This window comes from Sphingobium sp. GW456-12-10-14-TSB1, assembly GCF_059424385.1.
Genome location: NZ_JBWKZI010000002.1, coordinates 82,510 through 97,603 on the forward strand (window position 1 = coordinate 82,510; position 15,094 = coordinate 97,603).

The 15,094-nt window shown below is 62.8% G+C and carries 11 protein-coding genes and 1 pseudogene; 4 read left to right on the forward strand and 8 right to left on the reverse strand.

Annotation, left to right across the window (positions count from 1 at the left end):
- Positions 1-150 precede the first annotated feature (150 nt).
- From AC07X9_RS17550 to AC07X9_RS17560, 3 genes are all read left to right on the forward strand, one after another.
- Positions 151-1,140 carry an SMP-30/gluconolactonase/LRE family protein gene (locus tag AC07X9_RS17550; RefSeq protein ID WP_017183526.1) on the forward strand — a complete coding sequence of 330 codons (990 nt, stop codon included), beginning with the start codon at positions 151-153 and terminating at the stop codon, positions 1,138-1,140.
- 92 nt (positions 1,141-1,232) lie between these two features.
- Positions 1,233-2,855, forward strand: coding sequence for a GMC family oxidoreductase (locus AC07X9_RS17555; RefSeq protein WP_086486353.1), 1,623 nt, complete (start codon positions 1,233-1,235; stop codon positions 2,853-2,855).
- On the forward strand, positions 2,852-4,342 hold the full coding sequence (locus AC07X9_RS17560) for an aldehyde dehydrogenase family protein (RefSeq protein ID WP_017183524.1): 1,491 nt from the start codon (positions 2,852-2,854) through the stop codon (positions 4,340-4,342). Before AC07X9_RS17555 ends, AC07X9_RS17560 begins: the two co-directional genes overlap by 4 nt.
- Before the next feature lie 9 nt (positions 4,343-4,351).
- Here AC07X9_RS17560 and AC07X9_RS17565 read toward each other — a convergent pair whose 3' ends face one another.
- The 4 genes from AC07X9_RS17565 to AC07X9_RS17580 all read right to left on the reverse strand — a co-directional run bounded on the left by AC07X9_RS17565 (position 4,352) and on the right by AC07X9_RS17580 (position 8,551).
- Positions 4,352-5,101 carry an SDR family NAD(P)-dependent oxidoreductase gene (locus tag AC07X9_RS17565; RefSeq protein WP_017183523.1) on the reverse strand — a complete coding sequence of 250 codons (750 nt, stop codon included), beginning with the start codon at positions 5,099-5,101 and terminating at the stop codon, positions 4,352-4,354.
- A 112-nt stretch (positions 5,102-5,213) separates the two neighbouring features.
- Positions 5,214-6,389 carry a hypothetical protein gene (locus AC07X9_RS17570; protein ID WP_017183522.1) on the reverse strand — a complete coding sequence of 392 codons (1,176 nt, stop codon included), beginning with the start codon at positions 6,387-6,389 and terminating at the stop codon, positions 5,214-5,216.
- Positions 6,376-7,527, reverse strand: coding sequence for a sulfotransferase family protein (locus AC07X9_RS17575; protein ID WP_026002463.1), 1,152 nt, complete (start codon positions 7,525-7,527; stop codon positions 6,376-6,378). The genes AC07X9_RS17570 and AC07X9_RS17575 overlap by 14 nt, the downstream gene beginning before the upstream one ends.
- 130 nt (positions 7,528-7,657) lie before the next feature.
- Positions 7,658-8,551: an AraC family transcriptional regulator gene (locus tag AC07X9_RS17580; RefSeq protein ID WP_241763657.1), complete on the reverse strand. Its 894-nt coding sequence runs from the start codon at positions 8,549-8,551 to the stop codon at positions 7,658-7,660.
- A gap of 703 nt (positions 8,552-9,254) precedes the next feature.
- Here AC07X9_RS17580 and AC07X9_RS17585 point away from each other — a divergent pair.
- Complete coding sequence (locus AC07X9_RS17585) at positions 9,255-9,428, forward strand: hypothetical protein (protein ID WP_009823829.1); 174 nt, start codon at positions 9,255-9,257, stop codon at positions 9,426-9,428.
- Between the two features lie 130 nt (positions 9,429-9,558).
- Here AC07X9_RS17585 and AC07X9_RS17590 read toward each other — a convergent pair whose 3' ends face one another.
- The 4 genes and pseudogenes from AC07X9_RS17590 to istA form a co-directional block, all read right to left on the reverse strand.
- Entirely contained in the window at positions 9,559-10,095 is a 537-nt protein-coding gene (locus tag AC07X9_RS17590) for a lytic transglycosylase domain-containing protein (RefSeq protein ID WP_037514751.1), read from the reverse strand.
- Positions 10,079-12,652 (reverse strand): annotated as a pseudogene (gene mobF / locus AC07X9_RS17595) (MobF family relaxase); the annotation flags it as partial. The gene AC07X9_RS17590 and the pseudogene mobF, both read right to left, overlap by 17 nt.
- 176 nt (positions 12,653-12,828) lie before the next feature.
- Positions 12,829-13,557 carry an IS21-like element helper ATPase IstB gene (gene istB, locus AC07X9_RS17600; protein WP_031304487.1) on the reverse strand — a complete coding sequence of 243 codons (729 nt, stop codon included), beginning with the start codon at positions 13,555-13,557 and terminating at the stop codon, positions 12,829-12,831.
- Positions 13,544-15,058, reverse strand: coding sequence for an IS21 family transposase (gene istA / locus AC07X9_RS17605; RefSeq protein ID WP_021238707.1), 1,515 nt, complete (start codon positions 15,056-15,058; stop codon positions 13,544-13,546). Before istA ends, istB begins: the two co-directional genes overlap by 14 nt.
- Positions 15,059-15,094 lie beyond the last annotated feature (36 nt).

Below are 15,094 nucleotides of genomic sequence, written 5' to 3' on the forward strand. Positions count from 1 at the left end.
GAGAGCCGGTCTGTTGCCGGCCTTCCGCCTCCGTAGGATCGCCGCCGCGAGCCAAGTCGCTATCTCCCTCGGCATTTCCCCTATGGATCGGGTGTGCAGCAGATATGACGCCAATTCGCGCCTTCAAATACCTGTCGAAAGGTGGGTCCGATGTCCGATCATCCCAATATTCACACGAGGGTGGGCCGCGGTGCGCAGATGCCGTCGGCCATGATGGGAGAGGACGAGATGACCTGCTTTGCAAGCGGACTGCTGATGCCAGAGGGGCCAATCGCGCAGCCCGATGGCGGCCTGATACTGGTTGAGGTCCTTGGCGGCCGCCTGTCCCGTCTTGGCCCGGACGGTGCGCGCACCACCCTGGCCGATCTGGGCGGCGGCCCCAATGGCGCGGCGATCGGTCCCGACGGGCGAATCTATGTTTGCAACAATGGCGGTTTCAAAAAGATGATCCTGCCCGATGGCGGCCTCCTGCCGGTCGAGGCGCCTCTTGATACGCCGCCCGGCGCTATTCAGGTCGTCGATCCCGCCACCGGCACTTTCGAAACCTTGTACGCATCCACCGAAGCGACCCCCTTCTGGGGACCGAACGACCTCGTCTTTGACGAAACGGGCGGATTTTGGTTCACCGATTTCGGCAGGGATCGCGGCGCGGCGCGAATGCGGGGTGGCCTTTATTATGCCAAGGCCGACGGGTCGGACATCCGACTGGCCGCCGGACCATTGGACGGGGCGAATGGCGTCGGCCTATCGCCAGATGGACGCACCCTCTACGTCGCGCTCACCTATGAAGCGCATCTGCTGCGCTATCGACTGTCAGCGCCCGGTATGATCGACACGGCGGCGTCGCCCACCCCGGACGGGCACAGCATCGTCGGTCGGGCCGGGCCTGGTCAATTTCTCGACAGCCTGGCCGTCGACAGCGCCGGGCGCATCTGCTGCGCTTCGCCCGGCCAAGGCGCCATATTGATCTTTCCTCCCGAGGGCGGAACGCCTCAGCAGATCGAAACGGGCGATTTCCTCACGACCAATATCTGCTTTGGCGGCAAGGACGGTCGGGTGGCCTTCGTCACGCTGGGCAGTTCCGGCAAGGTCATATGTATCGATTGGGACGCCCCCGGCCTGCCTCTCGCATTCGGCTGACCTCCCTCTTAAACAGCGCCTCCTGCCCGCCGACAGGTCAAGCAAGGCGACCATTGCTGTTCCCTCGCGCCATGTCCCAGAAAAGAGCGACCATGTCAGCTGATTGTTATGATTACATCATCGTGGGAGCGGGTTCGTCCGGCTGCGTGCTGGCCAATCGACTGTCGGCAGACCCGACCGTCAAGGTACTGCTGGTGGAGGCGGGACCGGACGACAGCAGTCCGTTGATCGCCATGCCGCGCGGTATCGGCAAACTGCTGGCGCCGGGCAATCCCCATGTGTGGGATTACGCCGTATCGCCCGGCGGCAACGCACCCCAGGAAATATGGCTGAAGGGCCGCGCGGTTGGCGGGTCCAGTTCGGTCAACGGCATGGTCTATGTGCGGGGCGCTCCGGCCGATTATGATGGCTGGGAAGCGGCAGGCTGCATAGGCTGGGGCTGGCAGAATATGGGCCGACATTTCGTCTCGCTGGAGGACCATGCCCTGGGGGCCAAGGCGGGGCGCGGTGCCGGCGGTCCCCTCAAGGTCAGCGTCCACCCTTCCGGCGACCCGCTGTGCGAAGCCTTCCTGACCGCCGCCGAGCAGGCCGGGACGCAACGGGTGGACGATGTGAACGACATGCCGGCCGTGACCCAGGGCGGCATGGGCTATCAGCCGACATCCACCTATCGGGGCAAGCGCTTCTCCGCCTCCCGCGCCTTTCTGAAGCCCGTGCGAGGCCGCCCGAATCTGGATGTTTTGCCGCAGACTGACGCCCTGCGTATCCTGTTCGACGGACAGCGAGCGGGCGCTATCCTGCTGCGCAACAAGGATGGCGTGCGGGAGGCCGCCGCCCGGCGGGAGATCATTCTTTCCGCAGGCGCGGTGCAGAGCCCCAAGCTGCTGCAATTGTCGGGCATCGGTCCTCGCGCCCTGCTGGAATCGCTTGGCATCCCGATCGTCGTTGATGCGCCGGGTGTCGGCGCCAACCTTCGCGAACATCGCTATTTGGGTTTCAACTACAGGGTCCGGGGGAACAGCCTGAACCAGAAACTTTCGGGTGTCCGCCTTATCCTGTCGGCTTTGCGCTATGCCTTCGGATCGAAAGGGCCGCTGACCCATGCCGCGCATGAAGTGGGCGGCTTCGTCAAGACCGATGCCACGCTCGACCGGCCCGACGCGCAGGTCGGCATGGGCCTCTATTCCTTCCACACGGACGACAAGGGCGCGGTGGCGCTCGATCCCTATCCCGGCATGACCGTCATTGCCTATTATATGCGGCCCGACAGCCCGGGCCATGTCAGGATAAGTTCGGCCGATCCGGACGTCCCGCCGGTCATCGACGCCAATCATCTGGCGACCGAAGCCGACAGGAGCCATTTCGTCGCCCTGTTTCGCTGGCTCCGTCGCCTGGCGCAACAGCCCGCGCTCAAGGACTGGATCGTCGAGGAAACAGGCAAGACCGTGGGCATGGAGGCGGACGAGGACATTCTTGCCAACGCGATGGCCCTTGGCGGCACATCCTTTCACATTTGCGGGACATGCCGCATGGGCGCGGATGAAACCTCCGTCGTCGACCCCCAGCTTCGCGTGCGCGGCGTCACCGGCCTGCGCGTCGTCGATACCTCCATCATGCCGACGATCGTATCGGGCAACACCAATGCGCCGGCCATGGCCATCGCGCTCAACGCCGCGGACATGATCCTGCGGCCCAGACAGGAAACCATGCAATGACCGTGCCGTTCACGACGTTCGACAAGCTCTATATCGATGGCGCCTGGGTCGATGGCGGGAGCGAACGCGACGCCATCATCAATCCCGCCACCGAAGCGGTGATCGGCCACGCGCCGGTGGGTAACGCCGCCGCCGTGGACGCTGCGATCGCAGCCGCGCGCGACGCGTTCGACACAGGCATCTGGCCACGCATGGCCATGTCCGAACGCGCGACCTGTCTGCGCCGGATGCATGCCGCACTGGATGCGCGCAGGCAGCAGATCGCGGCGCTGATCGTCGCGGAGGTCGGCTGTTCACAGGGCATCACCCAGGGCATGCAGGTCGCCAATCCGCTCGACCATCTGCTGGCCGCGGTCGAACATTCAACACGCGACGACAGCGTTCGCCTGCCCATCGACATCACCCCCGATCCCTTCAATCCCGACGGGCCAAAGAAAATAGGCGGGACGACCGTGGTGCGCGAACCGGTGGGCGTCGTCGCGGCCATCACCGGCTATAATTTCCCCTTTCTCATCAATCTGGCGAAGATCGTTCCCGCGCTGCTGGCCGGCAACACGATGGTGCTGAAGCCGTCGCCCTTTACACCTTTTTCCGCGCTGCTGTTCGGGGAGATCGCCGAAGAGATCGGCCTGCCCAAAGGCGTGCTGAACATCGTTACCGGCGGACCGGAGGTTGGCACGACCCTGACCTGCGATCCGCGCGTCGACCTCGTCACCTTCACCGGGTCCGAAGGCGTAGGTGCCGCAATCATGGCCCAGGCCGCTCCCACATTGAAGCGCGTGCATCTGGAGCTCGGTGGAAAGTCCGCGCTGATCGTCCGCCAGGATGCCGACGTCGCCCGCGCCGCGGGCATGGCGGTTGCAGTGCTGTCGGTCAATGCGGGCCAGGGTTGCGCCCTGCTCACGCGCCTCGTCGTCCATAACAGCATCAGGAAAGCGTTCGTCGAAACCGCCTGCGCCATCGCCAGCCAGTTCAAAATCGGTGATCCTGCCGATCACACCGTGGCGATGGGGCCGCTGATCCGCGAATCCCAGCGGGAAAAGGTCGAAAGGCTGATCGCCATCGGTCGCGACGAAGGCGCGCGGATCGTGCATGGCGGCGGGCGTCCGGTCGGTCTCGACAAGGGCTTCTTCACCGACATCACGATCTTCGACGATGTCGACAACAAGATGACGATCGCCCAGGAAGAAGTGTTCGGTCCGGTCGGTTGCGTCATCGGCTTCGATACCGACGAAGAGGCGATCCGCATCGCCAACGACAGCCGTTATGGCCTGAATGGTGGCATCGAAACCGCTGACGCTGCCAAAGGCTATGAAATGGCGATGAAGATCCGTGCGGGCAGCGTCATGCTCAATGGTGGCACTGGGCGTATGACCTATGCGCCCATCGGCGGCTACAAACGCTCGGGCGTGGGCCGGGAATATGGTCCCGACTGGCTGCACGAATACCAAAATCAGAAGTCGGTCTTCTATCCCATCGGCAGATAGAGCCGCTGCCTAACCTGCGGTAATGCCGCCGTCGACCGCCCAGCAGGCGCCATGCACATGACGCGCCCGATCGGAAGCCAGGAACAGAAGCGGCTCGGCCACATCCTCGGGCGGACAGGGCGGCCGCATTCCGGTGTAGCGCGCGAGGAGACGGGGATCGGCGAAATCGGGGAAGGACATGCCCTGTGTCATTTCCGTCCGCATCGGGCCAGGCGAGAGGATGTTGATCCGCACGGGACTGTCCATCATCTCCATCGCGAGCGACAACGTCAAACCGACCAGTCCGAATTTGGAGGCGGTATACGGCGCCAGATAGGCCTGCCCCATGAAACCGGCGGTGGAGGCCACGCAGATGATATTCCCGCCGCTCTCGATCAGGTGCGGCATGGCCGCCTGCATGAGAAAGAAGGGGCCGGACAGGTTGGAGGCAACGGTCCGGTTCCATTCCTCCTCCTTGATGTCCGCCAGTCGGTGAAACATGACATCGGCGGCGATATTGCACAGCACGTCCAGCCGGCCGAATGCCGTCATCGCCCCTTCGATAGCCTCCCTACAGCCATGCGGCTCGCCAAGATCGCAAGCCAGCTCGACACACCGGCCACCCGCGTCGCGGATCAACCGCCCGGTCTCTTCCAGCTTGGCTCGGCTGCGCCCGACAAGGCACAGTGCCGCGCCTTCCCGCGCGAAGGCGAGGCTCGCCGCTCGGCCCAGGCCCGACCCGGCGCCGGTGACCAGTGCGACCTTGCCTGCAAAGTCCATCCGAATATCCTCTTCCAAAACGGGTCGTCGGCGGGGCCACAATGCCACGCTGACGCATGCCATAAGGGTGATTAAGGCTTGGCCAACCTTTCCCCGGATGGGGTTGATCCCCTCACCAGCGCCGTCGCCATTGCGCGCCGCGCCGACGGTTGCGGATCATCTCATCCCGCTGCTCCGGCGTGACATGAGGCGTGTCGGCGGGAAGATGCGAACGGAGTTCCGCAGACGGCACGATCCTGAGCGTCGGCTCCGGCCCGGAACTCGCGCCGGTCCAGCGCAGCATCAGCGATCCTTCGTTGCGTCCGGCCGGATCAAGCCAGTTGGGCACGCCCGGATCGTCCAGTGCGATGACGGCCCGGAAGCGGCCGTCGCCGTCCAGACGCGCCTGCGCCGCGTTAAGGCTGCTCTGATGGTTTATCCAGTCGATCGTGTTCCACAGCGGATCGTTGAGCTGCACGTTCCAGTAACGCACCTGATCGGGCACCGCCGTGTCGATGATCATCGCCTCCCCCGGCTCCAGCCGGAAGATGCCCTGATAATAATGCTGCCCGGCCACGCCGCCGCGACCGGCCCAGTCATCATATTCCAGCCTGTTGACGAAGCCCTGCGCCCGCTGCCGCTGGCCATAACCCAGGGCGAATGCGGCATAGCGTTCGACGAACGCTGACAGGCGATCGAGCCGATGGGCGATCTCGGCTGCGGGCACCGGACCGCCGCCCACGCGCCGGTCGACCCGTTCGATCGCGATGCGTAGATCGCGCCCCACGCCCCAGCCATAATAGGCATGGCGCAAGCCGATCGTGACCGCGCGCGGGTCTAGCGGAAACCAGTCGCCCGCATGATCCGGCCGCTCCCCGCCCAACAGGATGTCGAACGCCCCGTCCGGTCCCAATGTGCAGGCATCCAGATCGATCATGCCCACCGAAGGCCCGAGATCCTCCATCGGCCCCAGGCCGCCCGCGACCAGATCTAGGAACACGAAAACCCCGTCCCCCCGCGTGCCCGAAAGCCTGTAGACGCCGCTGCCGTCGATCCGCGCCGCGCCATAGATGAAATCGGGATTGACCCCGACCGTGTTGAGGATGCTGCTGACCGACGGTACGAAATCGGGATGATCGGGGTCGGCGAAGGCCGTCTGATAGCCGGTGGCGAGGATAGCGAACAACAGGCGGTGCCCCTCGGCCCGGGCCTGTGGATCATCGGGATCGGCCAGCCTGTTCAATACGCTTTCCGCCCCCGCCATCCGCTCCAGCCAGGCGCGCCACTGGGACGCTTCAGATATAGGCATGGTAGGTCTCGATATATTCGGCGAACCTGTCGCTTACCTGTTCGGCGTTCAGACCGTAGTCGGCCAGACTGTAGCTGCGCGGGCCATGCTTGCCCGCCGGATTCTCCCGCAGCCAGCCCAGAATGCCCTTTTCCGACTCCGGCGTGAAATCCCAGCCGAAATGGTCATAGGCGGCCCGGATGGTCGAGACCGGGTCGGCGACGAGGTCCTTGTACCGCATGTCATAAATCGGCAGGTCGGGATGCGCCTTGCGATAATCCATGCAGCACTTCACCCCATCCCACCAGAGTTGCAGGAACTCCGCGCCCAGCGCATGCAGATCAAGCTGGTCGTAGGACGGCCCACGAATGACGCTGATCAATTGGGAGATCGAGGCGATGACGGTGGTCGGATCGCGATGGGGCTGAATGAAGATCGCATCGGGATAGACGCTGCGCAGCGCGGGCAGCTTATACATATGCTCCTGAATCTTGAGCACCCAATGCCTGCCGGGATGCCGCCAACCCAGATGCTGAAGCCACATCTTGTGGACCTCGTAGCGAAAGGTCGCGTCGATGCCCTTGAACCAGTCGTAGAAGCGCGGGAGATGCTGGAACATGCACGGATTGCTGCTCTGAAAGGAGGTCGTCATGAACGATCCGCATTCCTGTGGGATTTTGGCGCCCAGCGGATGGGCCTTGAGCAATTCGTCGGCATCACCGCCCAGTTGCGCGCGCAAATGCTCGTCGAACCGGGCGATGCGCGGGTCCGTATCGGCGGTTGCGGCTTCAGGCGGGGGCGATGGTTCGGCCACTTCCCACATCAGCGGCGTGCGTATCTGCGGGTCGCCTTCCATCAGGGCGTGCAGGAAACTGGTGCCGCACCGGGGAAGGCCGAGGATGAAAAGCGGCTGCCGGATTTCGACATCGGCGATTTCGGGGTAGCGCGCACGGTCGTCGGCGATCGCCTTCAGCCGGGACAGGTCATCGGCGATGATGTGCAGCGCCCGGGCATGACCATTGGCATTGAGCGCCCGGTCTTCCGCCATCGAGGCAAGCAGTTGCTCCAGCCCCGGCCGCACATTGTCGCGCAAATAATCGGGCAGCGGATATTGCGCCAACAGCGTGTCCGCGTCCGGAAATCCAAATGTCATTGCCATCCTCTCTCAAACCGGTCTGACGACCATTTTGGGCAGGATGACTGCTCCGGACACCGATGAAAAGCCCAGGCGCCATAGATGTCGCCTATCAAAAACAGATGTCGAAAATTGCGGCTACATCAGTGGGCGCTCAGTGGATCAAAAGCCGGTCACGGAACTGCTGCGGCGAACACCCTTCTATCTGGCGGAACGCCACACTGAAGCTTGCCGTATTGGCAAAACCACAGCGATAGGCGATCTCCTTGACCAGAAGCGATCGGTCCATCAGTAGGTCCTTCGCCAGAGCGAGCATATGACGGCGACAAAAGGCCGCGGGACTTTCGCCCGTCGCGGTGCGGAACAGGCGTTCATAGTGACGGACGCTGATGCCGCGTTCCGCCGCCAACTGCCCGATCTCGACCCTGCCGGGCTGCTCCCGGATATGTGCAACAAGGCCAGCCAGATAGCGCTGGTCGAACGTCCGGCGACTGGTGAACTCCGGTTGGCTTTCTGGACCGAATTGCTGCACCATTTCGGCTGCGAGGCCGACGCTGATCGAATCCAGAATGAGTTGCGAACACAGCCCCGGAGCCACCAGTTCCTGCTGGGCCCTTAGAAGCATTGCTCTGACATGGGGATTGCGCATGTCTATGGTGTCGCGCAATTGTTGATTGGAAAGTTCCATGGGCAAACCAGTGATCGCGGGAATATCTATTCTGCAAAATAGCGATCTTTGCTCGCGTTCCTGCCAATGCATTTGGAACGAACACGCGGCCGGATAAAAGCGTACCTCGCCCTGCTCGCAAAAGTCGCGAGCAGATGCGAGATATCTGCCCATAGACGGGAAGCGGGTCAATTCGAAATAGCTGCAGGGCGGCGTGAAGACGATCTCGCTTCGTTCTCGCCAGAAAAACCGCCGGACTTCAAAGCGCGCACCAACTGTAGCCCTCGCCGCTTCGAGAGACGTTTCGAATTCCTGCGGGAATATGAAGTCCAGGCTTGTACCCTCAGGATGACGGTCAGAATCATAAGGTCTTGTAAGCATATCAGCTGTTGCTCCCCCTCACTTTCTCCCAGCCGATCGCGAGAATAATATATCGATCATATCGAGAGAAGCTAATTTATTAGTGTCCGATTCAGAAGTTCTTCAATTAGAGCAATATCTTGCGGGTGCGGCGCGTGATCATCGGATTGAAGCGATGAAGGGCCAGCGGTGGGTGAGGTGACGGACCTTTCCCCGTCGTTTAACCAAACCGGCATCAAGAATAATTTTGGTTGCGTTTTTGCGATCTACGATTGCGACATCGTAGGGTTGGTGGGTCAGTGATCGATTAGCTGCTTCATAACTATTGGCTCACTGAAACGAAATCGACATCTACGTCATGCTGGTCACGGCAAGAGGACTGAGCGAAAGCTAAGTCAGCAATTCTTGGCACAAGCCTTGAAATGTTAGTTTCCAGGGATAGCCGGCTGCCTAACGCACAAAAACTGAGTGAATACCAAGTGAATAGCGAAAAGGGGCCGAGTGAAACGAGACCTCCTGCTCATGGATGTCCAGCGGCACACACTCAGTCAAAAGCTCGGCCGCTGCCAGCCGATCCATACGAAAAGGTGTGCAGATCGGTGAAATGACTGTGCCCGTACGACCCACGCCTTTCCAAAAGCGCCAAAGCACCCCATCAGCCCCTCAGAACTAGCAAGCTTTGCTCCATTGCACAGCCGTCGCTCCACCGTCATAGGTTTCGTAGATGAACGAAAAAATGAACGCTACGATCTTAAGAGTTATCGAGCGCACGCCGCAATGGCTGCGTCACGATCTGGGATCCAGGGATGCAGCCGCTCGCGGTCGCGCCGAGGAAACATTGGCGGCGATGATCAGCGACGCGCTTGCCAACGGAACCGCCGCGAATCAGGAGGAATAAGAGGGACACCTCCTTGTCTCATGGGTGCCGCGTACCGTTGAGATTACCGCGCCTGCCTCTCCGCCAACGCACGGTTTCACATTGCGACATTCAGCCTCCGTTCCCAAGGAGGCTCTCCCCAGGAGGCAAATCAGGGAACTGGCCGCGCCAGCATGACAGCCCGCCTCCCGAACACATCGGTCCCAAACCGCCTTTGCAGATGAACCGCAACCAACGCTGCATACCTGCGTTGGCGAATGCCATTTGGGCTGTGATAGATACCCACCGCCTTCCAGTAGCTGCCGCCCGCCTTCAAAGCGTCGAGAAAGATCCAGCGCGCCGCCTCGACGTTAAAACAGGGATCAAATTGCAGCCAGTGCCGGACCTCCCTCTCGCGCCGCGACAGCAGCGCGGCGATCCTGGGCACCCACCAACTGTTGATCTGGAGCGGTCCCAGGTCATGGCTCCCGTTTTTGTTGCGGATCTCTGCACCGATCCATCCGGCTTCCTGATCACGCAATCCCCAGAGCGTTTTTTCAAGCCAGGACTGACCGCGTGCCGCCTGCCGGATGCATCGCCCCACCTCAGCCTCCGGCGGCCTCGCCGCTATTGCGTTTTCGCAAGGTAGCGCCGCCGTCAGCGCCAGCGAGACAACACAGATCCAAGCTCGATCAGCGATCCAGACCACGGCCCGCCTCCCTTCCGATGTCCCGGGTCTGCTGCTCGCGCGTAGGAGCAGGCGTGTCCCGATTGCGGTGATGGTCGCTCAGCAAAGAATGAAGATGGTGATCGAGCGCCTCGAAAACCTTTTGAGCCCGACCAGCAAACTTGTCCGCTAGGCCTTTGGGTTTTGCATTGCGGGTCCAAAGCTCTCGCTCCAGCCGGTGGTCGCTGCGCAAGAGTCGCTCCCTATCCTGATCTTCCTTCATTTGCCGGAGATGCGGTCCTTGCCTAGCGGCCATTTGTACACGATGATCACGCTCCAAACGCCCCAGGCCTTCAAGGCTTGACGTCTTCTCGCCCGACCGGTCTTCGAGCCGCTCGACCAGTTTTTTCGGATCCTGGGTCCAGAGCTTTACCCCATATCGGGCGCGGGTGATCGCGGTGTAGAAATTCTGCGCGCTCACCAGCGGCGACCCAACAGGCGCCAGGACATAGACCCGGTCATAAGTCTTGGACTGAGCCGAATAGATGGTCTCGGCATATCCATGATCCCACGTTTTGTGCCGGAAGAGGTCGACCGTCTGCACCCGCTTGCCGCGATCCCAGCAGATCCTTGCCAGTGAGCCCTCGAGCCTCTCAATCGTACCGCGCTCCGCATTTTTGAGTTGGAGTTCCTTCGAGACCAAACGCCACTGGATGCGGTCGCCTTCGCTGAGGACTCTCTGTTCATCCATGAAGACGTTGACCTGCGAGGCTTTGGCCGCGCGGGGATCCCAGAGATGGGTGCGTCCCTGCTCGTCCACCAGTCGGAGGCGTTGTCGCCCCTGCGCGTCCCGCACCACCCCGACAACGCGATATTCGGCATCCCGCCCCAGCCCCGCTCCTGGCTGATCGCGACCGAAGGTCACCACCTGTCCCCCTGAATAAAAGCGCGCCATGCGCTTTTCCTGATCGCTCAGGCCACCAGGTGTAAGGACTGAAAGCCGGGTCTCCTCCGCCGCGACGACCCCCTCGCGCTGCAGGACCTCCCTGATATTGCTGTTCACGATCAGGCGCGACGCATTGTCGAGAACGAGAATGTTGGTCGCAGCGCGGCTCCTGGGGCTGAGGCGCGTCCATTCCGCGACCACATCTGCAGCGAGCGTAGCGGCATCCTCACCGCCCACCACCTTGTCGAGCCGACCAATCGAGGCTGCGTAATCCCCCGCCCTCGCATGCGCGACAGCCTGTCGCATCGCCTCGGTTTGCTGCCGACGCGACTCCGTCAGTTCGGCCGTTTCCATGCCCAGTTTCTGCATGAGCCAGAAAGCCTTGCCCTGCTCGATCGCGCCGGTCTGCTTGTTGTCGCCAAGGAGAATGAGGCGAGCGCCAGTGGCCTGGCTGATTTCCAGCACTCGCAAAGCCTGGCGGCTTCCCAACTGTCCCGCTTCGTCGAGAACCAGCACATGGTTGCCGCTGATCCCATATCCACCACCCGCAAGAAGGCTGGCGACCGTGCGCGACTCGATCTGCGCCTTCTCCCCCAATTCGGCGGCGGCGGACGATGTCGGCGCCAGGGCGATGAGGATCGTACCCGGCAGCGCGGCGTCCTTCAGCGATCGGACAAGCGTCGATTTTCCTGCACCCGCGACGCCTTGAAGGCCGGTGACCCGGTCATGCGAGGTCGCCATGTCCACCAGCGCCCGTTCCTGCGCCGGAGAAAGCCCCGCCTGTTCCAGTATAGGAAGCAGGCGATCGGCGCTCGCCACGGGCCGACCGTCCCCGACAGCAAGCGCCAGATGCATGGCGAGCGACTGCTCGAGCCGCACAGTGCGCCGGGTGGTCCGGCCCCGTGTCAATATTTCGTCCCCAGTCTGGCCACGGGTAGCGAGGAGCTTGCGTCGTTCTTCATGCGCATCGACGAGGGGTCGCAAATTCTGAAACCGTACTTCCCCGACATGGGAGGCTAGCCCCGTGGTATAGAGACGGCCAAGCGGGTTCACGGCCTCCTTCCCCTCCGATTGCCTTATCCCAAACAGAGCTGCTCGGGCGGCATCGGCGCGGTCGACCGGGACGGGATGCTCGCCCGATCGCGCGGCGCCCTCTCTCACCGCTTCAAGCGGCTTTTCATATGGCCCCAGCCGCCCGCGCCACTGGATGAGCAGCGTATCGATCCCGGTTTTCACCTTGGCGCCGCGGGTGGCGTAGAAGGATTGGCGGCGCGACGCCTGACCGACCAGACCATGCTGCTGGGCATGTTCATTGATCTGCTCGGCCCGCTGCGACATCTCCTCGATGAGGGCCTTGGGAACGCCCCTGATTTCGAACAGACCCCGGCGCGGATCAAAGTCTATCTCATAGCCAAGCTCGCGCAGGCCATGGGCGAGTTCGTTCCGGTAAATCTGCCCGCAGGTCATCTGCTCGGCATACATGGCGCGGGTTTCGAGGCTTGCCATCGGATCGCCCGATTGCCCGTTGGTCATGTTGAGGACGACGACATGGGTGTGGAGGTGGGGGTCAAGTTCGCGGCTGGCATGTTCGGTGAACCGCGCCCACAACAGTCGGCCCGTCGTCTCGTGGACGATATTGCCCGCTTCCCGTTGTCAAACGGCGTTCAAAAGGGACCCCCGATCGGCGTCGAAGAGGGACCCCCTTTTCAGATAATATGATGCTGGTTTGTTGAAGATGGCCTTGCGCTGCGTGCGGCGGAGGGCGGGCGTAGCCCGACCGGAGGCGCGCGCAGCGCAAGATAGATTTTTGAAGGCGCCGAAGGTGGCTGTCAGCTGCGGTTTTTGAAGCGCCAGCTGTCGTTGCCCGTCTCGACGATATCGCAGTGGTGGGTGACGCGGTCGAGCAGCGCCGTGGTCATCTTGGGATCGCCGAACACGGTCGGCCATTCGCCGAAGGCGAGGTTCGTGGTGATGATGACGCTGGTCCGCTCATAAAGCTTGCTGATGAGGTGGAACAGCAACTGCCCTCCCGAGCGGGCGAACGGCAGATAACCGAGCTCGTCGAGAACGATCAGGTCGAGCCGCGACAGCTGCGCCGCCAGGGTCCCGCCTTTGCCGATCCGGGTCTCCTCTTCGAGGCGTGTCACCAGATCGACGGTGTTGAAGTAGCGGGCGCGAGCGCCCCTTCGCACGACATTGGCGGTGATCGCGATGGCGAGGTGGGTCTTGCCTGTCCCCGTGCCGCCGACCAGCACGATATTGCGGCGAGGCGGGAGGAAGGAGCCATCGTGAAGGGAGCGGATCATCTCCTCATTGATCGGTGTGCCCTCGAAGCTGAACCGCTCCAGGTCCTTCACCACGGGCAGCCTCGCAGCCGTCATCCGATAGCGGATGGAGGCTGCATCCCGGTGGGTCGCCTCAGCACGGAGCAGGTCGGTCAGTATCTCCATGGTGGTGCGCTTGCGCTGGAGGCCGGTGGTGACCGCCTCGTCGAACGCCGCCGCCATGCCCTTGAGTCCGAGGCCGCGCATCGTGTCGATCATATCATGCCGCTGCATCATAGCCTCGCAGCAGATCATAGCGGGCACAGTCGGCGAGCGGAGGATGCTGCAGCATCCGGTCTTCCGAAGTGACGATGCTGTGGGGTGTCGCCGGCTCGCGGCGCCGGGAGAGGATGTTGAGGATCAGCTCGTCGCTGGCCGTTCCGTTCGCCAACGCTTCGCGCACGGCAGCCTCTACCGGCTCCAGGCCATCGGTGAGCACCGCCGAGAGGACCCGCACGAACCTGCGATCGGCCTCGTCCCCGGTGCCGAGCCTTCGCCGTAATCGGTGCAGGGCGGGCGGCAGATCCCAGTCCTGGAACGGTGCGCCGTTACGCAGCGCGCCGGGCTTGTGCGCGAGGACCGGCAGATAATGCCAGGGATCGTATATCGTGCGGTTCCGACCGAAGTGGCGCTCATGCTCCCCGACGATCGCATCGCCGCAGCGTATGACGATGCGATCGGCATAGGAGCGCACCTGAACGGTCCGGCGTGCGGCCGTCGACATGACCGAGTAGCGGTTGCGATCGAAGCTGATGAGGCAGGTGCCGGTGACGGCATGCTCGCTCTCATGGAAGCCGTCGAACGGTGCCAGGATCGGCTGCAGGGCCGGTCGCTCCATATCCAGCGCCTCGGCGACGGTAATATCCCCGCGTTCGGGATGGGCATGATGCTCGGCCCAGCGCCGGCACTCGGCCTCCAGCCACCCGTTGAGCTCGGCCAGGCTGGCGAACCGGAGCCGCGGCTGGAAGAAGCGGCCTCGGATTGTCTGGACCTGCTGCTCGACCTGGCCCTTCTCCCATCCCGCCGCCGGCGAGCAGGCGGTCGGCTCGACCATGTAATGATCGGTCATGATCAGGAAGCGGCGGTTGAACACACGCTCCTTGCCGGTGAACACGGCCGTCACCGCCGTCTTCATATTATCGTAGATACCGCGTCGCGGCACACCGCCGAAGAACGCGAACGCCCGGGCATGGGCATCGAACAGCATCTCCTGGCCCTCGCGCGGATAGGCCCGGACATAGGGTGCGCGCGAGTCGCAGAGACGCATATGCGCCACCTTCACCCGCATCGGCTTGCCGGCGATCTCCACATCCTCGTGGCTCCAGTCGAACTGGTAGGCCTCACCCGGCTGGAAGGTCATCGGGATGAACGCCGGTGCGCCTTCGCCAGCATCCTTCCGCCGCGCAGCACGCCAGCGCGCCGCATAGCGGCGCACCGCATCATAGGATCCATCGAACCCCTCGCGCACCAGCAGGTCATGGATACGCGTCATCCGTAGCCGATCGCGGCGGCCGCGACCTTCGTTCTCCTCAAGCAGCGCATCGAGACGATCCTGATAAGGACCGATCCGCGGCAGCGGCTGGACTTTGCGCTGATAGTTGAACGCCGCCTCCGGCGACCGGATCGCTTTGCGGACGACCTTCCGCGACAAACGAAGGTCACGAGCGATCGCCTTGATCGCCTTACCCGCTGCATGCTCACGCCGAATCCGAACCACTGTCTCCACGATCAACATCCCGTTCTCGCCAACTGATCAAAACCAGTCGGCCGA

Bases quoted from the DNA above. Each gene is read 5' to 3' on its own strand.
- AC07X9_RS17550 (WP_017183526.1), top strand. From the start codon at position 151: ATGTCCGATCATCCCAATATTCACACGAGGGTGGGCCGCGGTGCGCAG.
- AC07X9_RS17555 (WP_086486353.1), top strand. From the start codon at position 1,233: ATGTCAGCTGATTGTTATGATTACATCATCGTGGGAGCGGGTTCGTCC.
- AC07X9_RS17560 (WP_017183524.1), top strand. From the start codon at position 2,852: ATGACCGTGCCGTTCACGACGTTCGACAAGCTCTATATCGATGGCGCC.
- AC07X9_RS17565 (WP_017183523.1), bottom strand. From the start codon at position 5,101: ATGGACTTTGCAGGCAAGGTCGCACTGGTCACCGGCGCCGGGTCGGGC.
- AC07X9_RS17570 (WP_017183522.1), bottom strand. From the start codon at position 6,389: ATGCCTATATCTGAAGCGTCCCAGTGGCGCGCCTGGCTGGAGCGGATG.
- AC07X9_RS17575 (WP_026002463.1), bottom strand. From the start codon at position 7,527: ATGGCAATGACATTTGGATTTCCGGACGCGGACACGCTGTTGGCGCAA.
- AC07X9_RS17580 (WP_241763657.1), bottom strand. From the start codon at position 8,551: ATGCTTACAAGACCTTATGATTCTGACCGTCATCCTGAGGGTACAAGC.
- AC07X9_RS17585 (WP_009823829.1), top strand. From the start codon at position 9,255: ATGAACGAAAAAATGAACGCTACGATCTTAAGAGTTATCGAGCGCACG.
- istB (WP_031304487.1), bottom strand. From the start codon at position 13,557: ATGCAGCGGCATGATATGATCGACACGATGCGCGGCCTCGGACTCAAG.
- istA (WP_021238707.1), bottom strand. From the start codon at position 15,058: ATGTTGATCGTGGAGACAGTGGTTCGGATTCGGCGTGAGCATGCAGCG.